General features: G+C 50.3%; 16 protein-coding genes. 5 read left to right on the top strand and 11 right to left on the bottom strand.

Translation table 11 applies throughout. The annotated features are described in order from the left end of the window. Window positions 1-136: 136 nt before the first annotated feature. From ICL07_RS31625 to ICL07_RS31595, 7 genes are all read right to left on the bottom strand, one after another. Complete coding sequence (locus tag ICL07_RS31625; RefSeq protein ID WP_188092063.1) at window positions 137-1369, bottom strand: thioredoxin family protein; 1233 nt, start codon at window positions 1367-1369, stop codon at window positions 137-139. Window positions 1370-1566: 197 nt separating this feature from the next. Then, entirely contained in the window at window positions 1567-2805 is a 1239-nt protein-coding gene (locus ICL07_RS31620; RefSeq protein WP_188092062.1) for a thioredoxin fold domain-containing protein, read from the bottom strand. Window positions 2806-2988: 183 nt separating this feature from the next. Next, complete coding sequence (locus ICL07_RS31615) at window positions 2989-4350, bottom strand: RagB/SusD family nutrient uptake outer membrane protein (protein ID WP_188092061.1); 1362 nt, start codon at window positions 4348-4350, stop codon at window positions 2989-2991. 18 nt (window positions 4351-4368) lie between these two features. Continuing rightward, complete coding sequence (locus ICL07_RS31610; RefSeq protein WP_188092060.1) at window positions 4369-7890, bottom strand: SusC/RagA family TonB-linked outer membrane protein; 3522 nt, start codon at window positions 7888-7890, stop codon at window positions 4369-4371. A gap of 38 nt (window positions 7891-7928) precedes the next feature. Continuing rightward, complete coding sequence (locus ICL07_RS31605; RefSeq protein ID WP_188092059.1) at window positions 7929-8888, bottom strand: FecR family protein; 960 nt, start codon at window positions 8886-8888, stop codon at window positions 7929-7931. Between the two features lie 96 nt (window positions 8889-8984). Continuing rightward, a complete protein-coding gene (locus ICL07_RS31600) occupies window positions 8985-9566 on the bottom strand; it encodes an RNA polymerase sigma factor (protein ID WP_188092058.1) in 582 nt (193 codons plus the stop codon). 58 nt (window positions 9567-9624) lie between these two features. Continuing rightward, window positions 9625-10521, bottom strand: coding sequence for an aminoglycoside phosphotransferase family protein (locus ICL07_RS31595; RefSeq protein WP_223152159.1), 897 nt, complete (start codon window positions 10519-10521; stop codon window positions 9625-9627). A gap of 521 nt (window positions 10522-11042) precedes the next feature. Between ICL07_RS31595 and ICL07_RS31590 the strand changes: the two genes are divergently transcribed. Next, window positions 11043-14153 (top strand): non-ribosomal peptide synthetase family protein, encoded by a 3111-nt coding sequence (locus tag ICL07_RS31590; protein WP_188092057.1) that lies wholly within the window; start codon window positions 11043-11045, stop codon window positions 14151-14153. Between the two features lie 36 nt (window positions 14154-14189). Here ICL07_RS31590 and ICL07_RS31585 read toward each other — a convergent pair whose 3' ends face one another. Both ICL07_RS31585 and ICL07_RS31580 read right to left on the bottom strand, forming a co-directional pair. Next, on the bottom strand, window positions 14190-14957 hold the full coding sequence (locus tag ICL07_RS31585; RefSeq protein WP_188092056.1) for a MerR family transcriptional regulator: 768 nt from the start codon (window positions 14955-14957) through the stop codon (window positions 14190-14192). A gap of 82 nt (window positions 14958-15039) precedes the next feature. Next, a complete protein-coding gene (locus ICL07_RS31580) occupies window positions 15040-15594 on the bottom strand; it encodes a hypothetical protein (protein ID WP_188092055.1) in 555 nt (184 codons plus the stop codon). Window positions 15595-15937: 343 nt separating this feature from the next. On the opposite strand from ICL07_RS31580, the gene ICL07_RS31575 reads away from it, so the two are divergent. Continuing rightward, complete coding sequence (locus ICL07_RS31575) at window positions 15938-17287, top strand: outer membrane beta-barrel protein (protein ID WP_188092054.1); 1350 nt, start codon at window positions 15938-15940, stop codon at window positions 17285-17287. Window positions 17288-17317: 30 nt separating this feature from the next. Here ICL07_RS31575 and ICL07_RS31570 read toward each other — a convergent pair whose 3' ends face one another. Continuing rightward, a complete protein-coding gene (locus ICL07_RS31570; RefSeq protein WP_188092053.1) occupies window positions 17318-18667 on the bottom strand; it encodes a sigma-54-dependent transcriptional regulator in 1350 nt (449 codons plus the stop codon). Between the two features lie 35 nt (window positions 18668-18702). Further along, a complete protein-coding gene (locus ICL07_RS31565) occupies window positions 18703-19881 on the bottom strand; it encodes a histidine kinase dimerization/phospho-acceptor domain-containing protein (RefSeq protein ID WP_188092052.1) in 1179 nt (392 codons plus the stop codon). 226 nt (window positions 19882-20107) lie between these two features. Between ICL07_RS31565 and ICL07_RS31560 the strand changes: the two genes are divergently transcribed. The 3 genes from ICL07_RS31560 to ICL07_RS31550 are packed head-to-tail and all read left to right on the top strand — an operon-like array spanning window position 20108 to window position 24147. Further along, window positions 20108-20305 carry a hypothetical protein gene (locus tag ICL07_RS31560; RefSeq protein ID WP_188092051.1) on the top strand — a complete coding sequence of 66 codons (198 nt, stop codon included), beginning with the start codon at window positions 20108-20110 and terminating at the stop codon, window positions 20303-20305. 26 nt (window positions 20306-20331) lie between these two features. Beyond that, window positions 20332-21966: a HEAT repeat domain-containing protein gene (locus ICL07_RS31555; protein WP_188092050.1), complete on the top strand. Its 1635-nt coding sequence runs from the start codon at window positions 20332-20334 to the stop codon at window positions 21964-21966. 15 nt (window positions 21967-21981) lie between these two features. Continuing rightward, entirely contained in the window at window positions 21982-24147 is a 2166-nt protein-coding gene (locus tag ICL07_RS31550) for a HEAT repeat domain-containing protein (protein ID WP_188092049.1), read from the top strand. The last annotated feature ends 24 nt before the right edge of the window (window positions 24148-24171 follow it).

Genomic DNA, 24171 nt, shown 5'->3' with positions numbered 1-24171 from the left:
ATGAGAATGGGTGAATGGGTACAGATAATAAACCGGGTATTGTTGCTTTACGATTATTGTTTACGAATGCAGGAAATCCTGGTAATAAAAAAGGCCTACCTTTCGGTAGGCCTCATGGCTGATAAACAGCTATCTCTTAATTCCAGTACTTCTCCCCTTTTTTCATTTTCTCCAGGGTAGTTTCGTAGTTCTTTTTCTCGTCGCCATTAGCTTTGTTCATCGCTTTTTCTTCCCAGGCCAGGGCATCCGCCTTTTTACCGGCTTTGTACAGCAGGTTGGCGTAGGTATCCATGAATGCGGGCATTTCGTTGTCTTTGAAGGAACGTTTGCTCCATTCCAGCGCTTGTTCTATGCATTTCAGATCGTTGCATTTTTCAAAGATGGTCCAGGCATATTCGTTGAGTGCCTGCGGATCAGCTTTGTGACCATATTTTTTCATATAGGCGACAATGCTGGCGACCGCGTTATCACCGTCGTTTTTATAACTGAAATACTGGATTTTGGTTTTCAGTATCAGTTCTTCTGCAACAGATGGATATTTAGCTTTTACCTTTTTTTCGAGGGCTGCCCAGTCCGGTGCACTGTCATCTTTTGTACGCAGTGCAGGGAATACTTCTTCCCTACCGGCGATGTCCATTATTTTGGCTTCTGCCGTGCCGGGTCCCAGAACCTTATTGATTTTATCGCCATGATGCAGGAACATGTCAAAACCAGGGTCTTTGGAACTATTGGTAAATTTACCTACGAAATCAATATTACCGGGTGTGTAAAGATCTTTCTGTTGGGCAAGATAAGCTTTCGCAACCTCGGAGGCGTTCTTTTCATCATATTTATCCCGCGCCAGGTAGGCCAGTTTACGCAGGAAAGCGGTGTCTTTCTGACCGTTCTTATACTTTTCCAGCTGGGGGTAATATTGTTGATTAGGGTCCAGGGAAGCAGTGAATCTCTCAATGAACTGGTCTGCTTCTCCACCGCCTATCTGACGGTCGACGATGGTACCATCCGGTGAAAACACCAGGAAGGTTGGATAAGCACGGACGCTATAGTCTTTCGCTATCTTTTGGGCATCATCATACCATTTTTTCACCTCTTCATCGTCTTTGGGGGTCTGGTCCATTTGCACCTTTACGTTGAGGTACTTCGCATTCATGAACTCCCCTACTTTTTCCTGGGGGAAAACGTTGGCCGACATATACTTACAAGGGCCGCACCAGGTAGTGAAGCAGTCCACGAAGATGTATTTGTTCTCTGCTTTGGCTTTGGCTTTGATCTCGGCCCAGGTGGAGCCATGCTCGAAGTGCATACCTTTTTCCTGTGCCATAGCAGCAAACGGCAACCAGGAGGCTAACAATAATAATTTCTTGATCATAAATTAATGTGTTGGTTTGGTTTTACGACTTCAATTTAAGTATTTTTCGTATACGCCCCTTTGTTATAGTTTCGTTTTTGACCAACGGTAAAAACACGATCCCGACGGCCAGCACCCACTAGACAAGTTAAAGCCAAAAGAAAAGGGCGCCCCCTCTGATGGAGGCGCCCTGTATAATTATTCCAGTAACTTCTATATCAGAGCTTCTCGCCCTTCTTCATCTTGTCCAGTGTTTTCTGGTAAGATTCTCTCATGTATTTGTATTCCTCACCAGCAGGGAGCATATTGACAGCCGTTTCCTGCATACTGACAGCTTTAGCTGCATCACCCAGTTTATACCACAACACCGCCTGCACGGTAGCGGCATCCGGTGTGGCATTTTCTTTTGAGGCGCTTTCGCTCCAGGCCAGCGCAGTACGCAGCATAGCCGTGTCCGTGCCAAACCGGCCAATAGAACGGGCATAGCCGTTTAATTCCGATGGAGAAAGTTGTTTGTTATACTTTTTAACATAAGCCTGTACGTTTTTCTCAAACTGATCGTAGGCTTTGTTACGCAGGTACTCGCTCAACTGAAAGCGCTGCACGAGCATAGGCGCCAGATCGGGGTATTTCTTCTGCAAACGCGCCGTAACAGCTTTTACATCTGGTGGAATACCACCTCTCATGTCTTTGTAGATCTCCTCTCCCATGATAATCTGCTGTACCCTGTTTTCCGCAAAATGTGATCCCATTACCTGGTTGATTTTTTCCGGATTTTTACGGAAGATAGCAAAGCCAGGGTCCTTGCTGCTGCGGGTAAACTTATCCATAAAACGTACTACCTCCGGCGCAAAAACATCGGGAACGGCTTTAAGATACCGCCCGGCAAACAATACGGAGTAGCGGCCGTCATAGACTTCCAGCGCTTCTTCCGCCAGGCGTTTCAGCGTATCAGGCTGATTGCCTGCCTGTTTGACCGTTGTCTCCATACGGGTGTAATACTGCGTTTCCGGCTTCAGGGCTTTTGCAGAAGCGGCAATAAATCCGGTGGCGCTGTCGCCGCCCACCACCAGGTGCACCAGCTTGCCCTCCGGAGAGAAATACAGAAACGTAGGGTAAGCCATCACGCTATACTCCTTTGCAATAGCGGCAGCGTCGGCGTACCAGCTTTTTACCGCCTCGTCGTCCTGTGGTGTTTTGTCCATCTGTACTTTCACCGATACAAATTTGTCGTTGAAGAACTCACCGACTACCTGCAGGGGGAAGATTTCGCGGCTCATCATCTTACAGGGACCGCACCAGGTGGTGAAACAATCCATAAAAATAAACTTGCCTTCTTTTTTGGCTTTCGCCTTCACTTCCTTCCAGCTGAGGGCATGTTCAAAATGAATACCCTGCTCCTGTGCCATCGTGGCTAACGGCAACCAGGCGGTTAACAGTAATAATAATTTTTTCATGATAAGTTAATGTGTTGGTTTGTTTTTACCAGCTCAATTTAAGCGTCTTTCGTGTATAGTGCTGCTGTTGTCCCCCCGTTTTTTATCAGCGGTTCAAAACACCATCCCGGCGGCGATCTTTAGCCATATAAGACGGCGGAATCCTGGATGAGGGGATATCCGCCGCCGTTTTTTGATGGTTGGTTATTTTCTTTCATTCGGTTCCAGCTCCGGGTTCATCTGTATCAGCTTGGGTACAACGGGATACACATAGTGATAGTCGTTGGGCTTCAGCGTATAGGTTTGTCCGTTATAGGTATGCGTGAGTGTTTTTGCAAAACGCGGCTCTTTGTTGAGCCGTTTCAAATCGAACAAACGCGCACCTTTGAAACACAGTTCCCGCCGCCGTTCGGACAACACCTGCAACAGGGCATCGTCTGCCGTGGCGGCTGTAGCCGGTACATAAGCAGCTTGCAGGATGCGCATTTTACGCAGGGTGTTCAGGTCCTGCATAGCTTCTGCGGGATGGTTCAGACGGGCCTGGCACTCGGCACGTATTAAATACATCTCCGGTACGGTAGGCCCTACCAGTCGGGCGTCAAACAACAGGAACTCCCCATAATAATACAGCCGTCCCACAAAAGGCGCGGTAGTAGTGGTAAACAATATCTTATAGCGCAGGTCTATGATAGAGTCCTTAAATTCCGTTTGCAGGTCTTTACTCAGCGAAAACCAGCCATAGGTGTTGGATACCGTTTTCATGAGAATGGTCTCCGGATTGTTTCTGTTTTCCGGATAGGTATTACGGGGATTTGCTGCAAACTGGTTATAGTCCGACAGCTTATTTTTTATTTCCAGCGTTTTGGAAGCTGCGTTTAATGCTTCCTGGTATTCACCCCGGATAAGATAAGCCCGGGCTTGCAAGGCATAAGCGGCTGCCAGTGAGGGCTCGTAAGCACTGGTACTGGCAGTGCCCAGCAATGTGGTCGCCTGGCGCAGATCGGCCAGCAACTGATCATAGACGGCCTTCACGGAAGCGCGGTTTAATTTGGCATCGGTGGAAGGCGTCAGCAGCAACGGTACGCCTTTGTCGGTAGCCGCGGAGGCGGCATCATATTGTACAGCATAGAGATTGACGAGCGACAGGTACGCAAACGACCGGTGCACCAGTGCCTCCCCCATCAGTTGATTGCGGTCCTTTTCAGCGGCATCGGTCAGCGTTTTCATACCATCCAGCACCACATTGGCGAGATACACCTGTTTGTACAAATTGCTCCATTGGGCGTCATTGTCTGTAGACATAAACGCTCCGTCCTGCCAGGTGTGTATCTTATAGCCGGAGGTACCCAGGTAGTCGATCCCGGTCTGCTCGTAATACTCCACGTTGTCGGACGCCAGTTCATCGGTGCCATATGAGGGCGTCAGGTTGTTTTCATTATTCAGCAACAAACGGTAATCCTTATACGAAGATGGAATTACTTTTCCTTTCGGTTTTATATCGAGGTAGTCTCTGCCGCAACCCGCCAGGGTTATCAATGCAGTGGCATATATCAAAGTACGCAACATCAGTCAATGGTTTTAAGATTAGAAAGTTGTTTTCAGGCCCACTGCAAAAGAACGCGCAGGTGGCAGCATGGAATAGTAGGAGCCGGGAACATAGTCCGGATCGATGCCTGCTTTATTCTGCGTCCACAACGCCAGGTTACGGCCATAGGCCATCAGCGACAAACGCTGCATATGTATGGGACGCAGCAGGTAAGCCGGCAAATCATATGACAGCGATATTTCCCGCAAACGGATATGATTACCGCTTTCAATCAGCTTGTCTGATTTCGCATACCAGCCGTTATCATAGTTGATGGTGCTGGATGGTACTACCGGTACGTTGGTATGTGCTTCATCACCGGCGCTGCGCCAGCGATCGGCGATATCGCTGTGTACCGATTTCTGCGTGGAATAGCTGAAGTATTCTACCGTAGGGCGGCGGAACACATATCCCATTTTAAACGTGATCAAAAATGACAGCTCCAGCTGTTTATAACGCACGATGTTGGTTAGTCCGCCAAAGTAACGGGGTACCGTGGTGCCGCTGTAGGCAAGGGTAGACAAATCGCCGGAGATATCGCTGTTGGCCAGGTTACGTTTACCACTTTCAGAGAGCACCGTAGGTCTGCCGATGCTGTCAAGACCGCCATAGTGGTAGCTGTAAATACCTTCAATCGGTTTTCCTTTGACAGGGTTTACACCGGTGCCGCTGTTCACATAATAGTTCACGTTTTCCCGTTGCAGGTTGGAAGAAGCGACTTTATTTTCATTATACCCCAGGTTCATGATGGCCCGCCAGTTGATGTTTTTCCGTTGTATGAGGGCAGCAGACAGATTTACATCTACACCATGGTTACGCAGTTCAGCGGTGTTCACGGTGAGGGTGGTAAAACCATAGGTAGCGTTGAACTCAGCCGGCCCCAACAGATCGTAGCTGTGTTTGCGGTATACGTCTACCGTTACATCGAGGCGGCTGTCCCAGAAAGAGAAGTCGGCGCCGACGTTGAAAGTTTTTGTTTTTTCCCAACGCAGTAACGGGTTAGCAGGATTGCTGATACTGGCATAGGGCTGTCCGCTGTAATAGTCCGGGAAAGAAGATACCGCCGCTATCAGGAAGGGACTGGTGCTTTTATCCACGTTTCCGTTCACGCCATAGGTTACGCGCAGATTAAGGCGGTTCAGAAAAGCCAGTTGCATAAACGACTCCTCTCCCAGTTTCCACATACCGCCGAGCGACCATAAAGGTGTGGCGCGATATTGTTTACTGGCGCCGAACAGGTTGGAATCATCCAGCCTGGCGCTACCGGAAAATACATACCGGTTGTTATAGGTGTAGTTGGCGTTGCCGTACCACGACAGGAAACGATCCCTCATGTCACCCAGGCTGTTAGGCAATGCGGGCTTATTATTGTTGCCGCTCACTGCGGTTTTGTAGTTGGTGTTATAGTTCACCGGCATAGAAGCCAGTGTTTGATCGTCGTATCCGTACAGACGGGTAGCGGCGGTGCTGGTCCACACCTGCCGGATTTCACTGCCGGCAACGGCATCAATCCGGTGGCGTTTTCCAAACTGCCGGTTAAGGTTCAGCTGTCCGCGGATATCGTAATGTTCCATGTCTGCGTTGCTGAGGTCCAGTATACCGCCCTGTGGCAGTCCGTACACCAGGGTTACAGGGTTGGTGCCGGTAGTGGAGGTTGCGTTGTTAAACGTGTTCCTGCTCAGATAGGTATCCGGATTGGAATACTTGCGGTTACGCTGGAAAGAGCGTTCATACAGTCCGCTTAAAGTAGCTGTCAGACCGGGAACGACACGATAGTTAAAACCGCCGTTGATGCGGTAGAGGTTCAGACGGCTGGTATTATCGGCATTTGCCAGTTCAGCGAGGTAGTCGTAGCGCCAGGGCAGGTATCCCAGCCGTTGCAGGGAGTCCAGTGCGCGGCCGTTGAAAGCGCGGGCATATTGTATCGCGCGACCGTTGTCGTCTACGATACGATCATAAGGCAACAGGGTACCGGGACCAGGTTCCAGTGGCGACAAGCCCAGGCCGTTGAGTTTGGCGGTATTCATCACGGCCATGATGCCCAGGTTGGCGTCCAGCTTTTTATTGAGTTTGAAGTTGTTGGTGGAGTTGAGGGTTACGCGGGTATTGCGGTTCCCTTTGGCCACGGGCAGTTCATCGCTGATAGAACCGGAGATGTAGTACTGAGCGAAGTCGTTGCCTCCGCTCATGGATAGGTTGTATTGCTGCACCTGTTGCCGTTGCAGCAGGTATTGCTGGTATTGTGATTTATAGTCATAGCCGGCGAGCTGGGCTACCAGTGCATCCCGCTGTGCAGCCGTAATTTCCCCGCGTTTGTAGCGGAAGAAGATATCGGAACCGGCGCTCACCGCGGGCAACAGACGGCCGGTGGGATCAGGCAACAGATTTTTATCGACTGCTTCTTTTTCAAAATCGAGGTAGGCCGCAGCACCGGCTATCGGGCGGTAATCCAGGTTGGGCCGGCCTCCCAGCGTGAAGTTGGTAGAGAAATTGATTTGCCGGCGTTGTTGTTTTCCTTTTTGTGTTTCTATCACCACTACGCCATTGGCTGCACGAACACCCCAGATGGAGGCTGCCGCAGCATCTTTCAGAAAGGTGATGCGGTCAATATCTTCCGGGTTGATCATGGAGAGATCTCCTTCGTATGGGAAGCCATCTATAACGATCAACGGGTCCTGCGCCGCTTTGAAGGTATTACGCCCGCGAAGTGCCAGTGAAGAACCTTTAGAAGGACGGCCGCTGGCATCCGGTGGATTGCTGGTCACCAATAGACCGCTGACCATACCTTCCATCTTGTCTATTACGTTGGTAGTGATTTTGCGCTCCATGTCTTTGGCCTGTACCTGTGCGAAAGAGCCGGTAGCTCTTTCTTTAGCGATAGTCTGGTAACCGGTAGACACTTCCACCTGTTTCAGCTGGATATTATCTGATGTCAGGGCAACGTCCAGATTGGGTTTCCCGGCAACTGACTGCGTACGGTAACCTATAAACGTAAAGGTGAGCAGTTCACCTGGTTTGGATAGCCGTAAGATATATTGACCATTACCATCCGTAAAGGCGCCGGCTTTTCCCGAGGCAGGTTTGATGGTGACACCTGGTAACGGGTTGCCGTTTTCGTCGGTCACCCGGCCACGCACCAGCAGCGGATCGTTGATGGCCGTTAGTTCCCGCACTGGTGCATTAACCGCTGCGGTGTTTGCCGGTGCTGTTTTACGCCGTACATCTTTCACAATCGTATAGGTATTGTCGTTAACATACAGAAAGAGGTATCCCTTTTGGTATAGTACTTCTTTCAGCACGGCTTCCACCGATTTGCCCTTAAATGCGCCGATGTCCACCGAGGTGGAAATGTCGTCCAGCAGGCTGTTTTCATACACGAAACTGGTACCATAGAGGCGGGTAATTTCCTTTAACGCAGCGGTCAGCGGCATGGTTTTCATTTGTGCGTATGCGAGTTGCATACAAAACAGCAATGAACAAACCATCGCCACAGTTTTGCGTAACTGTGCTTCCTTCATCATTGACTTGGTTGGTTGTTTGGTTGATAAATAATCGATCACTATTTCGCAGTGAACAAAAGCGTATCTTTTTTCTGTTGAATGTCTATATCCAATATCCTGGACAATACGAAAAGCAGGTCTTTCTCCTGTTGCATAGGTATCCTGCCCTTAATTTCACGTTCACCGAGGGTAGTGTCCTGCAATATGACCGTATACCCGTAGTTTTCTTTCAATAGCTGAATGATATCTTTTACTTTGGTGGCGTTGAGCAATAGTTCATGCCGTGTCCAGGCGGTGGCGGCCAGGGTATCTACGGCATGCATCACCACCGGGGGGTGTTGACGGGCAAGCGACCATCCATCGCCCGGCAGCAGGAAGGCTGGTAGTTCCCTGCCGTTTATCACGTCGACGCGTACACGTCCGCGTTGTAATACCACGGCGGTAATACCGCTCCGCTGACGAACGTTAAAAGCCGTGCCCAGTACGGTGATGCGGGCATCCCCTGCCTGTACGCGGAATGTATCGCCGGTATGTTTTACATCGAAGAAGGCTTCGCCTTCCACGGTCACCACCCGTTTCCCCGTAACAGACCAGCTACGGGCATACGATGCTTCGGAGCGTGCGTTGAGCACCAATGAAGAATTGTCGGGTAACCGGATTTGCCTGGTTTCTCCATATCCTGTACGAATGGTGACGGTAGAAGTAAAATACCAGGTGGCGCCCAGCGCCAGGAGTAACAACACAGAAGCCGCTGCCAGCAAGGGCCGGCGATAACGCGGAATACGCTGTACTGGCTGCTGCGCTATGTTTTCCAGGACGGCCTGCCACACTTTCGTTTTGCCTTCATCGTTTTTATCGACCACCGGTGTGGACAATGCATATACGATCTCCTTCGCTTCCCGCATCAGCGCAGCCTTCTCCGGCATATCAGCGGAAAGCTGCTTCCAGAAAGCGTTAGCCGAGGCGTCAGGAGATTTCACCCAGCGGATAAAATATTCATCCGCCAGAAAATCTTCCATCAGATAATCTTGATAGTTTTTGTTCATCATCCCATAAGACACAACGGGATATCCGGATTATCCCATTTCCGGAAAAAAATTTTAAAAAAAGTTTTTTTAGCGGCGTTGTAACAGGTATAACAACACGAGCAGGGAGAAGTCGCCGAATTGCTCTCTCAAGCGTTCCAGCGCACGATAGACGAGTTTGTAGGTACCGCCTGTATTGATTTGCAGGATCTCTGCAATCTCTTCGTATGACAGATCTTCGTAAAATTTCAAAAAGATGGCCTCCCGTTGTCTATGCGTCAGTGTATCCATTAAGGCATCTACTTTTCGCTTCAATTCCGTTGCCCGCTCCGCTCTGATCATAGGATGCTCATAAGACAGTTCCAAATAAAAAGGAATATGTTCTCCGGAAAACGCTTCCTCCAGCCGGGAAGGGCTGTACTCCAGCTTGCGCAATAAGATGCGCCGGAAGGATAATAGCAGGTATTGTTTCACTACCTGGGGTGTGACAATCGAATCTCTATTGCGCCACAGTTTCAAAAAGAGGTCCTGTATGCTCTCCTCAATAAATGATTTATCCGCAGTGAATTTAAATCCATAGTTGGTAAGGGGCATATAATAGGAATTATACAACCCTTCCAATCCACTGATTTCTCCGGATTTGTACCAGGACCAAAGTTCTTTGTCTTGCATGTCAAATAGGAAACCGATGAAAGTTACAATATTACACGAATTTTTTTTTCCTCCCAATTCAGTGGGAAATACCGGCGATATGCTCGCATCTTACCAGTGCCCAGTCCAATTCGTCCATATCACCCGCGATAGCCGTTTGATATACTTCCTCCAAACCGATACGCAGCTGGTAACAGTCCAGCCGTGTTTTGTCCAATGGCTTTGTTTCAAAATAACGTGCCTGGTACTCCATACAATCCAGCCAGGTACGCCAGAAAAAGATATTGGCCATATCGTAAAGACTATCGCCCACCATGGCTTCTGACCAGTCAATCACGCCGGTGATTACGTGTCCGTCTGTCAGCACATTGTTGGACCCGAAATCGCCATGCACCAGTTGCCGTACTTCCGGGATACCGGCTATGTTTTGCGACAGTCTTTCCTGCAAAGGGCGGACCCGCCTTAGAGGCACCCTTTTACCAGCCGTGGACCAGTCGTAAAATTCGTTGTTGCAAATGCTTTCCAGGTAGGCATTCCAGCTGGGATACCGCCCTTCGCCCATCGCATTAAAAGGACCGAAGCCTGTCATCCCTTGCAGCGGCGCCACTGCCATCGCTTCCATCACTGCCGCTACCGGCGCCGTCATCACCGACAGGTAAGCCTCCGGCAGGTCTTCCAGGGTAACACCCGGCGCCTGTACCGATAAACACCAGGCCACGCCGTTATCCAGCAACCCGATGGCTTCTATCTCCGGTACCGGCAACGCCGGCGCGTTGAAATGCCGGTTAGCGAAATCATCTTTTTCAAATCCATTCGCCTGATGATTGACCCGTAGTATGTATTTTTTTCCGGAGATGACCACCCGGAATGCAAACGACTCCATACTATCGGGTACCGGCTCCATATGTGAAATACTGCCATAATGAGCCATTACGGCAGCCGTCAGTTGTTCAATATCTGCTATGGGTTTTCGCATAGATCCTTTTTTACAGAAACAAGATGAAAGCAAGCTGGTTCATTTTACCAGCAAAAGTTTTCATTAAATTTAAGTTTTCTGTAAAAAATCAGGGTAATGCGAAAAAACATGCTCCGTATGGCAGTGATGGCAAAAGACTCCGTTATCCACTGCCATCCATCAGCGGATTCCACTGAAAACCACCCCTTGTAAACTATATCGATCCGGCATACAGAAGGTTTATTATGAGCCAGTTAGATAATATTTTCAAACTGCGGCCATATTTCAGTGAGGCAAACTAATTTGCCGTTCAATACTCAGTAACCATTTTTCCACGCATAACATTTTTTCAGGCGTCTTTTTTTCTAATCTATTACCATCTTTATGATGTGAACAATTAAATGAAGTGAACACCTTTTTTGCTAATCTTTCGAATGTCACTAGGTACACCTATTTTACAGACCTTTAAACCACACTTTTCCACGTAATCACTTGTTTTTCTAAATCTCCTTTTTTACACCCTCAATTTAAACCGTAATCCTATGGACCACGCGATCCACCACGATGCCAACGGGCAACAGTACCCTGTTGCTGCAACCGATGGCAATCAGCACCTGGCTGAATTATTGAAACACACACCCTGGGAAGAGTACAACTCCCGGGAAACATTGGTCTCCCTGTTCCGTAAACAGGCAGCCAGCACGCCTAACAACCTGGCGGTATCTTTCAAAGGCCACACGCTCACCTACCGGGAGCTGGATGAAAAAAGCAACCAGCTGGCGCATTACCTGCTGGCGCAGGGCGTCACCACCGGCAGCTATGTACCGGTATACCTGGAGCGCAGCGCCGAATGGGCGATCGCGATATTGGGCATCCTGAAAACAGGCGCGGCCTACATCCCGGTAGATGCCATCTATCCCGGTAAAAGAGTGGCCTTTATCCTGGAAGAAGTGGAAGCTAAAGTGATCATTACGCAGTTATCACTGGGCTCACGGCTTTTCCAGGTACACCACACGGCCGTGGTTTACCTGGACCACCTCAGTATCCTCCAGGACCAGCCCATTACTGCGCCGGACAAGCTCCCTGCGCCGACAGACCTGGCGTATATCATCTATACTTCCGGATCTACCGGTCAGCCTAAAGGTGTAATGATCACCCACCTGTCTATCCAGCACCTGATCTGCTGGCATAAACAGCAGTATGCTGTAACCGGCAGCAGCCGGCTATCGCTCGTAGCGGGGCTGGCATTCGATATTTCCGTGTGGGAATGCTGGTCGGCCCTCCTGTCAGGAGCCGCCCTCTTTATCGCCGATGATGAGGAAAGAACCCATGCCGGGCGTTTGCTGGATTTCTATCAGCATAACCAGCTCACACACGCCTTTGCGCCTCCCGTGCTGGCGCCGGAACTGATAGCCCTTAGCCGGCAAACACCGGGCATAGCGCTGCAATACCTGTTCTCCGGCGGTGAACAAATGAAACCCGTATTAACCAGTGGCCTGCCGTATCAGCTGATCGACTACTACGGTCCTACCGAGTACACCGTATACGCCACCCACCGCCTTGTGGAAGATGTAGACGGACAATATTTTCCGACGATCGGTCAGCCTATCGCCAACACCCAGGCTTTTATCCTGGACCGCGACCTGCAACTGCTGCCACCTGGCGCCGTTGGGGAACTATGTATCAGCGGCATTGGCATAGCACAGGGGTACTTTAAAAATCCGGCGCTCACGGGCAGTAAATTTGTGCCGCATCCTTTTATGCCGGGTCAAAAACTGTATCGCACCGGCGATCTGGCCCGCCGCCTGCCCGATGGTAACCTCCAGTTCCTGGGCCGTATCGACAACCAGGTTAAAATCCGCGGTTTCCGCGTGGAATTGGGAGAGATAGAAGCAGCACTGCTACAGGTACCACATGTGAAAGCCGCCGCCCTCATTGCGGTAGATAACAACCGGCAGCAAAAACAGCTGGTAGCGTTTATTGTGCAGGACCATCCCAACGAGCAACAAGGCATCGCACTCGCACGGCAGCAACTCAAACAGGACCTGCCCGGTTATATGGTACCCGCCCGTTTTATCACCGTGCGTGAATTACCGGTCAACGCCAATGGTAAAATAGACAAAGTCGCTCTCACAGCCTTGTCCGAACAGACTACCGGCAGCTCCCAGGCAACCACGGAACCCATCAGCGAAACGGAACGTATCATTGCAGAAGTTTGGTCCGATATATTGGAAAGACCGTATATCCATTACAGTGATAACTTCTTCGATATCGGAGGTGATTCCTTGCTGGTAGCCACGGTGGTCACCAAACTGAAAGACCGTTTCAGCATTAAAATGTATCTCCGCGATCTGTACCAGTATCCTGAACTGCGGGCATTGGCCGGTATGATCGACAACCGCGTTAAAACCGGCGAAACCGGTATCCCCGAAGAAGATGTGGAGCCTTACGTGTCGCTGCAACAGGATGCGTGGCTACTGCCGGATGTGCAGTACCGGCAACCGTTTGATGCCAGTGTGCTGGAGCGCCAGTCGGCCGTATTACTCACCGGCGCCACCGGTTTTGTAGGCATTCACCTGCTACAGGAATTGCTGAACAATACCGCCGCTACCGTGTATTGCCTCGTTCGCGCCCGCGACGAACACCATGCATTGGATAAAATTCATCAGGCTTTCATCGCCTATCATATTCCGGTAGCCGAAAATACCCGGTATCGGATTGTGCCGGTAGTGGGGGATTTTGCGCAGGCATCATTGGGTATTGCGGAAACAGCCTACCAGGAGCTGGCTGCTAAGATAGAAGTGATCTATCACTCCGGTAGTTCGGTGAACTTCATTGAACCTTACTCCTTCATGAAAAAGCCGAATGTAGACGGCCTCCGGGAGATCATCCGTTTTGCCGCCACAGGCAAAATGAAGTGCCTGTCGCTGCTGTCTACCATCTCGGTGTATAGCTGGGGTCATGTGTTCACACATAAAACCATCATGAAAGAAAGCGATGACATCTCCCAAAACCTGCTCGCTGTCAGCAAAGATATTGGCTATGTGAGAAGTAAATGGGTGATGGAAGCAGTAGCGGATCTTGCCGCCGCAGCGGGAGTGCCGGTGATCACTTACCGCCTGGGATATGCTATGTGCCATAGCCAGTCCGGCGCCAGCGCGCCGTATCAGTGGTGGGCCAGCCTGGTCAAAAACTGCGTGCAGTATGCTTCCTATCCCGCACTCCGCGAACTGCGGGAAGGACTTATTACGGTAGACTACATGGCAAAAGCCATTGTACACATCACCAAAAACCGCGACGCCATCGGGCAAAAGTTTAACCTGATCTGTTCACCGGAAACCAATCTTACCCTGGAACAATTTTTCCAGCGCCTGATCGACACCTATGGTTTTGAGCTGAAACCGCTCTCCTACCTGGACTGGCGCAAGCAATGGGAAGATGACAGCACCAACCGTCTCTATCCGCTGACCAGTCTTTTCAGGGATAATATGCACGAAGGGCTTTCCACGGTAGAACTGTACCAGGATACCTATGTATGGCACCGCGATAACGTGGACAAATTCATGCAGGGGTCTGGCATACCGGAGCCGGTGTTTGATAAAGCTGTGCTGGATAGATATCTTCAGTATTTGGGTATTCCAGTTGAAGGGTAAAAAGAGAGGCCGTCCTGTAAGACGGCCTCCTGTTATTTATGGTCGTTGCGATTTCGTGTAATACGCCGTCGCTTTCTGGATAAACAGTGCCAGTTCCATACTGGGTATACCATTTACCGGTGTATAGCTGTTTTCTGCCACATAGAGTTCAGACAGCTTTCTGAAATACTCCAGCTTGCCCATCTCTACTTTTCCGTTGGTAAGCCGGAGTATGACATTGAAGCGCCGGCCTATATATTCCTGCACTTCCTTGTCTGCCGGGTCGCCGGACATCAGCTCCGCCAGCCGGGCGGTAGTGTAACTGAGCTCTGTTTTCATGTTCTCCACTTCGGCTTTACTGAAGCTGCGCAAAGTGTCCTCTACGGATAAAATGGTTTCCTTCCCCCATTTGGACATGGCTTCTGCTCTGTAGGCCCGCATTTTTTCCTGCGGGATACCTTCGTATAAATCTTCTACCTGTAACATAGTCTTGTTTTTAAGTGTTACCAATGTTTTGTCGATGGTACCAATCAATGTGTTTATCCTTTCCTTCCTGGCTAACAGCGCTTTTCTATGCCCTTCCAGCGCCTGCATCAGATCAAATGCAGGATCATCCAGAATGGTACAGATTTCTTTCAGCGGGAAATCCAGTTCCCGGTAAAAGAGGATCTGCTGCAAACGCAGCAGTTCTTTTTCGCCATATAGCCGGTACCCGGCTGCAGTACGGACGGAAGGCTTCAGTAAGTCCATCTTGTCATACAGGTGTAAGGTGCGCACGCTCACCCCTGCCAGTTTGGAAATCTTTTTTACAGAATAGTTGTCCATCGTTTGGATTTATACCTTGTCGGGACAAATATAGGGTATGACGTAAGGTAAGAGTCAAGCGAAAAAGCAGTTTTTTTTCAGGCTACCGGACCAGCCATTCCAGCTTATACATATGATGGAAAGTATCATACGCTGTCAGCTCATCATTGCTCCGGAAAGTAGCATCCAGCCAGTAGGACAGGTCTTTTATATCTGCAAAAGCCCTCTTGATATTCGTTATGGTTAGTTGCTGTATCGTACTATTTCCGGCGGAAAAATAATAAAGGTAAGGGGTGGTCGGGAAGCTTTTGGGCGCAACCGGTAGTTTACGCCGGTATAATAACAACCGGGGATTACGGTTTAGCAGCTCATAACTTTCGCCGCCCTGCATACTGAATGTTTTCCCATCTTTCAACTGTAAAGCAAAAAAATGATCTTTCTCCAGTTTCACCTGTTCCCCACCACCCGTTAGCAGGATATATTTTTTGGGAGCGAATGTATATAGTTTAGCTTTATAAGCTATCCCATTAGTAGCAGTATAACTTGGATGATCCTGAAGATAATCGGTCTGTGTTAAATAGATACCGGTAATTTTTTGTTGCCCTGATGCACTGAAACCGGCTATCATCAACCATAGGGATAATTTAATTCCTTTCATGATTTTGTTGTTTTAAAGAAAGGGCATCAACCGGGATGCCATAAAAAGGACTACACTAAAAAAACTGATTATCAATTTTTTAAAACCAGCCACTGCGTATATCGTCTTTATCACTATGAAAAAACAGTATCAGTTTGAATCAGGTGAGGTACGCTTTTACCATTTTGAAGCACTTTATCATTTTGAACAGGAAGATATTATCTTTTTTTAATGCCAACAAAAAGCAGTCATCAGCTGTAATCCTTTATGGTAAATATTATTAAGACAGAGCGCAACAAAGTGGGTAATCAGGGCATAGGTTTGGTAACTCCTGAGCGTTCAACAAAATCAATTTTACCCGGACATGAAACATGGATTTATTATCCCGCTGATTTTCACACTAATCATTACGAAGGGATACGCACAACAAGACAGTACGCACTTATCATCCATCGCTGCCGACAGCAGCACTAATGGCAGAAGTCTTCCTTCGCCGCTGGCCTCCCCGCCTTTTCCCAGCGGGGAATGGGTAGGCAACCCTTTAATTGGTATTCCTGCTGATGCCCCGGACTATCCGCTAACGAAATTGCTGGGCCTCGCCCGCAACAAAAGCCGCATTAAAGTTTATGGTTGGGCCAGTGTGGGCGCTAATTTCAGCACCTCTAAAAACTCCAATGCCCCCACCTCCTATAACCTGGTGCCCAACAGGGTGGTGCTGGACCAGTTGATCCTGCGGGTGGAAAGACAACCCAATACCGTACAAACAGACCATGCCGACTGGGGCTTCGTGGTAGATAATATTTTCGGGACCGACTACCGGTACACACTGGCGAAAGGTATTTTCAGCGACCAGTTACTGAAACGGAATCAGCTTTACGGGTATGACCCCACACAGGTATACGCCATGTTGTACCTGCCTAAAGTAGCAGAAGGATTACTGATTAAAGCCGGTCGTTTTATTTCGCCGGCGGACATCGAAGCCCAATGGGCACCGGACAATTACCTGTATTCCCATTCGCTGATGTTTACCGTAGATCCCTACACCTTCACCGGCGTTCATGCTGCGCTACGGTTAAACGCGCACTGGCAGTTGTTTGCCGGCGTACATGGCGGCAACGACATGGCCCCCTGGAGCAACTCATCCAGTGTAAATGGTCTGTTAATGGCCCGCTGGGTTTCCGGCAATAACAATAATTCGCTGTATGGTGGTATCAATTCATTGGGCCAGGGGCGCTACAAAAACGAACACGACAATCTGCAAATGGTCGTGGCTACCTGGGGACACCGCTTTAGTCCCAAAGTGCATATGAATACAGAGGTCTACTATATCTGGCAGCATGATGCAGCGGTGGGAGGTACCGCTATCGATGGCCCACCGAAAGAATGGTACATGAATACGGGGCTGGGCGCCACGATCCCCGGTATCGCCTCTGCGGTGGGTGCGGTGAATTATTTTCTGATACAACTCTCATCACAGAAAGACTATCTCTGTGTGCGCAACGATCTGCTCAACGATCCGCAGGGCAACCGTACCGGCTTTCCCACACTGTATACCAGTCATACCATTGGTTGGGTCCATCACTTTAACCCGTTGTTACGTATACGCCCGGAAGTGCGCTACGAGCGGGCCTGGCGCAATGATGCCACCCCTTATGATAACGGGCTGCGCCGGGACCAGTTCACAGCTGCCATGGACCTGATAGTACGTTTTTAAACAAACCCAGGGCTTTCAGCCCTGGGTTTCCTATTTAACCAGGTTGTATTCTTCCATTTTCCTGTAGAGGGTAGATAAACCTATATTCAGCAATCTGGCTGCTTTGGCTTTGTTACCGGCAGCATAACGGACCACCCATTGTATATGTTCCCTTTCCACATCGGCAAGATCGAAGGTACCTGAAGTATGCCGCGCCCCTTTCTGCCAGCGAACTTCCAGCGGCAACGTATCCGGTGTTAGTTCCGGGCCGTTGGCAACGATAACAGCTCTCTCCATGACATTCTTCAGTTCGCGGATATTACCACGCCAGTCATGCTGCTTTAGCTGTGCAATAAACTCACTGCTCATTCCATTCACTGCTTTACCACTTCTACGGGCAAAGCACTGCATAAAATAGGCAGCAAATACAGGTATATCTTCCTGTCTGTCGCGCAAAGGCGGTAACAGGATGGTGAACATATTCAGGCGGTAGAAGAGGTCCTCGCGGAAGTGCCCTTCGGCTATTTCCCGGGTAATATCACGGTTGGTAGCTGCAATAATCCGTATATCCGTTTTCGTTGGTTTGGTATCGCCGACTTTGATGAACTCGCCGCTTTCCAGTACGCGCAGGAGTTTAGCCTGCAATGCGATGGGCATCTCTCCTATTTCATCCAGGAAAAGGGTACCCTGATGGGCTTCTTCCATGAGGCCCTTTTTGTTTTTTGCCGCGCCGGTGAAAGCGCCGGCTTTATATCCGAACAGTTCACTTTCCAGGATATCCTTTCCGATAGCGCTGCAGTTGATCGCCACAAAGTCTCTGGCAGCGCGGCCACTGGCATGATGAATGGCTTGTGCAAACATCTCCTTACCGGTACCGGTTTCTCCGAGCAGCAATACCGGCGCATCGCTGGGTGCTGCCTGCGCCGCCAGTTGACGGGCCATTTTAATATCCGGCGCCGTACCGATGATTTCCTGGAAGGAAGCATAATTGCTGCCAATACGGGTTTCGAGATGCTGTATCCGCTGTTGCAGTTGGACCTTTTCCATGGCACGAAACAGCTGAGGTATAATACGGGTGTTGTCATTACCTTTGGTGAGATAATCGAAGGCTCCCGATTTGATAGCGCGTACGCTATCGGGAATATTGCCATAGGCCGTCAGCAGGATCACTTCCGCCGGGAGTTGCCGCTCGCGGATATAATTTACCAGGTCTATACCATTGCCATCCGGTAACATCACATCGCACAGCACCACGTCTACGCCCCCTTCTTCCAACAGGCGGCGGGCCCCTTTGAGGTGAGCACCTTCCTGTACCGCGAAGCCTTCGAGGGTAATAATACGTTTTAACAGATGACGGACCTTTTCCTCATCTTCTACCAACAAAATATTTCCCGTTGTCATGTTTTGGTGAGATTAAATATGATCGATCATGCCGGTCAGACAGCATATAACTGTTCGTCTGTCGCATCCAATATTGCAGTGCTGATCTTGAGTATACGGTCCACATCTTCCCCGAGGCTGTTCACCAGTTCGTGCTGCGCCGGCAGCAACGGACCGGTACGGATATCGCCCAGCAGGCTGAGACTCAATTGCATAGACGCGATGGGTGTTTTCAGTTCATGGGAAGCGGTGGCAATAAATTTGGTTTTAGCGGCCGCCAGTTCCTGTATAGCGCTGATGTCCCGTAATACCATCACTTCGCTGTTATTTTCCACCTGCATTATTTCTTTGATGAAAGTATAGGTTTGACCGCTGTGGGCGATAGTAAGCTGTTGCTGCGCCGGATGCCGGACGATAGTCTCCAGCACGGTATTGCCAGGCGCTTTTACCGGTCCGCAGAGCCGCTTGGCCACCGTATTCATAAACAGGATATTTCTTTTTTCATCAAACCCGATCACACCATCATGCATACTGTTGATGATCGTTTCCAATCTTGTTTTCTCGGCTTTCAGCTGTTCCAGGTTACTGCTTTCATAGACCTGTAATTTTTCCGCCATGCTGTTCACGCCGGCTGCCAGCTCACCAAACTCATCGCCGGGACGGAGATCAATGCGGGTACGGTAATTTTTTTCCGCGATCTGGCGGATACCAGTAGACAGCATACCCACTGGCCGGCTGATAATCTGTGGGAAACTGAGGATAAAGATGATGTATACGCTCAGGGATAACAGCGTAAATACAGACAGTGCCAGGATAGCGTTGGACGCCGTTTTCGACGCCACAGTACTTTTCCGGGCAATCGCTTCCTGGTTGAGTTCCGCTATCTGCAGAACGTTATGCCGCAGGGATTTCACCAACGCTTCATTTCCGGGATCGGCCTGCAATTGTTTTACCAGGGCGGCGGCACTGGCGGTTAATGCATCTTCCCCGTGTTCCGTTATGTTATGCTGTTGCAGTTCCAGGTTCTGTTGCAGCAGGGAAAGTTGCACCGGCGATGTTTCCAGCGCCCGCAACATATTGTTGCTGTAAACGATAGAGTGCAGATTCTGCTGCAGGATCTGCCGTGCGTCGCGGTCCAGCTGATAAATCCGGTAAATCCCCTGCATACTGATGGCTAATGTCACGGCAAACAGGAAGGTAAGACCGAGGATCAATTTTGTTCTTAACCGTAACATGGTATAGTGTTTTAAAAAAAACGCCACCAAAGGAATGCCACAAGCATTTATCTATTTAATTATTTGATTATTAATATATTGTGATTTTTCCCCTAGAAAGAAACCCTACCAAAACGGAAAGGTTTTTATCAAAATGGTAAGGTAATTACCCGTTTTCAGCGATGGCTGCCACCACGAAATACTTTATATTTACGCCATCCGGAAACAAAACAAAAATGTTAACCATATGTCCGAATCGAATGTATTCCTTGTCATGCTCGAGAGTAGTAAACAAGAACAGTTACCCGTCCATATCTATTTCTCCTGCCACACCGTCAGGGGTATTGTGGCCCAAATCAGCGCCAGCGTGGTAGAGCTCAGAACGGATGATGGCCATCGCACCATCATTTTACTGGATAAAATTGACGCAGTCAGCGCCGCCTGATTCCATTAAACCATCAAAACGACCGCATGGAAAATACGACCCAACGCCCCGAGCATGCTTTGCCCGGGCTTATCCGCAAAGTACTGGGCAGCCCCCATTCCGAACAGGTGATCAAAGCACAGATTATCCAGATGGCTTCCCAGAACCTGCATGTACCCGAAGTAACCACCGCGTTACTGGAAGTACTGCCCCTCACCAAAGACAAAGAAACACGCGATCAGCTGCTGCGTTTCCTGTCGGCCCTCAACACTTCCCGTTTTGCTGATACCGCACCGCTGTTTCAGGCGCTGCTGGATGTATACAAACAGGAGAAAGACCGCGACACCCGTACCGCCCTGTTATACCGGTTGCAGGATAGCATCCATCAGGACCCGCGCCTGGCCGTATTCTTCGTAGAGCTGTCTGGCCAGGAAACCTTGAGTGAACAAGAGCGTATAGCCGTACAGGATACCCTTTCTTCCCTTCCTGCTATTTCGGAAGAAGTGGCACTTTCCGCGCTGCTGAAGAACGTCAACGCCCCTACGATATTACAGTTGCAGGCTGTGGAGATCGCCGAAAAATGCCCCTCCTGGAGTGCGCAGATGGTGGCCGGTCTGCAGCCTTATCTGGATGTAAAAAACGACCGTGGTATCCGGTTCCGCATCCTGCAGCGGCTGGCGGCAGCACGGCTGCTGGAAGCAGCTTATGCGGATGTATTGATTCCGGTGCTGCGTACAGACAACGATGTAGATGCCCGTCACGAAGCGCTGACAGCATTATCCCGTATTAAACCCTGGAATGAAGCCATCCTGCTACAGCTGCTGTGGTCCGCCTCCCATGATGGCGATGCTTCTATCCGCAGTCAGGCATTGCAACTACAGGGCGAACAACCCGAACGCACCAACGAACAGCTCATCAGCATGGCCGGCCTGTTGGCGACCGACCGCTCGGAAGGCGTTCGCCTCACATTGTTGCAGCAGTTGAAACCGATGATGCGCATCGCGGAGATCAGAAACAGCGTGGCCACTGCCTTCGCAGGCAACCCCGGTGTTTTTAATGATGAAGAATTTAATCAGCTCACGGACATGCTGGCGCCTTATGCCGGCAGGGATGAGCAGATCAGCCAGCTGCTGTTGCAGAGCATAAAAGACCTGCCCAGCACCGCACAACGCCAGAAAGTACTGCAATTGCTCATCGGCAAAATCAGCCTGGAGAAAATGCTGGACCCGGTGGTACAGCTCTTCACGCGCGAACACAACGAAACATTACGCGAGGTATTGTTCAACCAGATCAAAGCCCTGTCTGTATCCCGCCATCCGCAGCTGGTGGATGTCTTCTGCGCCGAACTCACCGAGCCGGGATCTCCTTTCCGGGTTACCTGCGCCGGTATACTCGCCAATGCAGCAGAGCTGTATCCGCAGATACCGCCGGCATTGGAAGACGTACTGCTGTATGACAACGACCGTGAACTGGTACGGCTTGCCCTCGATGGCTACCTGCGCCCGGGCGTAGAAAAAAAGTTCGATATCCTGATCAACGTAGTCAAAAACGAACTGGCAGATACCGGCTCCCGGCAAAAAGCACTGGATGCCGTGCTGAAACTTTCTTTAGATGAACAACAACAGGAGACGCTGGCCAACGCCTTGTCCGGATTAAAACCCGGCACACTGAAGACCTCCTGATAAAAGCATGTCAACATGGACCTAAGTCAAACTATCGCCACCATCCGCGAACGCAGGAATGCCGGCACAGAACAGGCGCTCCTGATGCTCGACATGGCGCCGCTCTCCGATACGGACAATAAATACTCCTTACTCTCCACCGCAGCCGGCTCCCTCCATGATCCTGCCGTGATCAGCAAGTGGATGGAACTACTGGCCGCAGAGACAGATACCCGGCTGAAAGCTGCTATGCTGCAACGACTCGCTGCCGTAGATCTGCAACAGATCCCGGACAAACAAGGTTTCGCCGACCTGCTGGCGGTCTCCCTTCAACAGGACGAATCGCGGGATATTATCCTGCCGCTGCTGGGCAGGCTTTCACTGACCTATGCCCCGGCACGGGAACGGCTCATCGCTTTTTATCAACAACAACAAAATGCCGATGTAAACCGGCAGATACTGAGCTGGCTGCTGATTCCCGTCCATGCTACGGAAGCAGACCTGGCCTTCTATCACAGCCTGCTGGACAGTACCGATACCGACGATAAACTGCTGTTGCTCAACCGCCTCCTGCTGCGCGACCAGCTGGAACCGGCACTGCTGGCGCAACAGCTGCAACCCGCCACCCCGGATGTTATCAAAGAAATGGTGTTACGTTTTTGTTTCGACCGTTCTACCGTTCCGGAAGCGGCGTTGTGCACGCTGGTCCGCTCCGATAAAAATCCGCTGCTCCGCAAATGGAGCATACAGCTGCTGGCCGTGCATGGCGTGAGTGATAACGATGTACTGGATACCCTGCTGCATGCGCTGCGCGAAGATCCTGATCCGGCCGTACGCCAGGCCGCCATGTCTGTTTTTGCCTACAGCCTCACGCTGACGCCTGATACCATCCGCCATCTGACGCAATGCCTGCAAACGGAAAAACATATAGCCGTAGCCTTACAGCTGCTGCAACTGCTGGCGCCCTACACCGAAAAAAACGAAGCGCTGGCAGACGCCCTGTGGCAGCTGCCGGACCGCGATGTTCCACTGGACCTCGCCGTCGCTGTTTATGATATCCTGGGCCGGCTGGTGCCCGTCAAACCAACGCTGCTGGAGAAATTCATGACCGCTTATGAAAAAGAACAGCATGATGCCTGCAAAGCCATTATCCTGAAAGCGATCACCAGTGCCATGAATACCGGCGACACCTGGAACCGTTTTTATCTCCGCGCCCTGGAAGCACCTTCCACGGCCATCCGGAGCTGGGCGGTGCAAGCCATCCTCTACCTCCCGCTTACGCCGGAGAACAACGCCACTATTGCCGCAGCCGCACCGGTATTGCTGCATAAAGAACTGCCGCAGCAACAACAACGGCTGCTGGCCCGCAAAATCAGCTTTATTCCACAGTTATCCGCTGCGGCCGTGCAGGTGTTCGGTAAACTGGCAGACCATAGCAACGACCAGGAGCTACAGCAACTCGCCACCAAAGTACAGGAGAAAGCCATCGCACATAACGGCGGCGCACAGATCAACTGGGAACAGTGGCTGCACAAAGCTGAAGTAACCCGCGACCTGAGTGGTATTTTCCCACACCTGTGGCTTTTTTATGATGATAATCCGGAGATGGCTAACAAAGTGCTGTTTGCCGCCATCAATCCTGCTAATAGTAATAGTCTGTACCAGTCCGGCGTGACCGATATAGAAATACTCAACTTCCTTTCCGTCAAAGCCGGTATCAATGACGATATGAGCCGGTATGCGCTGAATCAGCTGCTGCACACCGATCTGGGCAATGAATCCAAATTTAAATGGTACCTGCTCATCCTGAAGAGCAACCCTGCCAACGCAGAATTGCGCGAAGGACTCTGGCAGCTGCTGGAGAAAAGAGGCCGGTATATCAACATGATTCAGCTGGACGAGCTGCTGCGCATCATCTGGAAAGCCCAGCTGGAGAATGTTTTCCGGCAACACTTGCAGCAGCAGACCACCGCTGCCGGCGTAGTACCTTACCTGCAATATCTCGAGGCCAACAACACCTGGGAGCCGGCGCCGGCATTGCTGAAAATCGCTGCACAGTTGCCCGGTATGCCGGAAGACAATTCTTTTAAGGACGCCCTCCAACGGTCTTGCCGCGCTGCGGGTATGGATATAGACGACCTGCTGCGCAGCGTCGCTCCTCCTGTCGCACCGGAAGCCGCCGGTCCTGGTTTTGCCGATTAACCCATTTCATCATCTTCATTAACA

Source organism: Chitinophaga qingshengii (assembly GCF_014529935.1).
Lineage (GTDB): Bacteria > Bacteroidota > Bacteroidia > Chitinophagales > Chitinophagaceae > Chitinophaga > Chitinophaga qingshengii.
This window is presented reverse-complemented; position numbering and strand designations above follow the sequence as displayed.

Coding starts and splice junctions, on each gene's coding strand:
- ICL07_RS31625 (WP_188092063.1), bottom strand. CDS start 1,369: ATGATCAAGAAATTATTATTGTTAGCCTCCTGGTTGCCGTTTGCTGCT.
- ICL07_RS31620 (WP_188092062.1), bottom strand. CDS start 2,805: ATGAAAAAATTATTATTACTGTTAACCGCCTGGTTGCCGTTAGCCACG.
- ICL07_RS31615 (WP_188092061.1), bottom strand. CDS start 4,350: ATGTTGCGTACTTTGATATATGCCACTGCATTGATAACCCTGGCGGGT.
- ICL07_RS31610 (WP_188092060.1), bottom strand. CDS start 7,890: ATGATGAAGGAAGCACAGTTACGCAAAACTGTGGCGATGGTTTGTTCA.
- ICL07_RS31605 (WP_188092059.1), bottom strand. CDS start 8,888: ATGGAAGATTTTCTGGCGGATGAATATTTTATCCGCTGGGTGAAATCT.
- ICL07_RS31600 (WP_188092058.1), bottom strand. CDS start 9,566: ATGCAAGACAAAGAACTTTGGTCCTGGTACAAATCCGGAGAAATCAGT.
- ICL07_RS31595 (WP_223152159.1), bottom strand. CDS start 10,521: ATGCGAAAACCCATAGCAGATATTGAACAACTGACGGCTGCCGTAATG.
- ICL07_RS31590 (WP_188092057.1), top strand. CDS start 11,043: ATGGACCACGCGATCCACCACGATGCCAACGGGCAACAGTACCCTGTT.
- ICL07_RS31585 (WP_188092056.1), bottom strand. CDS start 14,957: ATGGACAACTATTCTGTAAAAAAGATTTCCAAACTGGCAGGGGTGAGC.
- ICL07_RS31580 (WP_188092055.1), bottom strand. CDS start 15,594: ATGAAAGGAATTAAATTATCCCTATGGTTGATGATAGCCGGTTTCAGT.
- ICL07_RS31575 (WP_188092054.1), top strand. CDS start 15,938: ATGAAACATGGATTTATTATCCCGCTGATTTTCACACTAATCATTACG.
- ICL07_RS31570 (WP_188092053.1), bottom strand. CDS start 18,667: ATGACAACGGGAAATATTTTGTTGGTAGAAGATGAGGAAAAGGTCCGT.
- ICL07_RS31565 (WP_188092052.1), bottom strand. CDS start 19,881: ATGTTACGGTTAAGAACAAAATTGATCCTCGGTCTTACCTTCCTGTTT.
- ICL07_RS31560 (WP_188092051.1), top strand. CDS start 20,108: ATGTCCGAATCGAATGTATTCCTTGTCATGCTCGAGAGTAGTAAACAA.
- ICL07_RS31555 (WP_188092050.1), top strand. CDS start 20,332: ATGGAAAATACGACCCAACGCCCCGAGCATGCTTTGCCCGGGCTTATC.
- ICL07_RS31550 (WP_188092049.1), top strand. CDS start 21,982: ATGGACCTAAGTCAAACTATCGCCACCATCCGCGAACGCAGGAATGCC.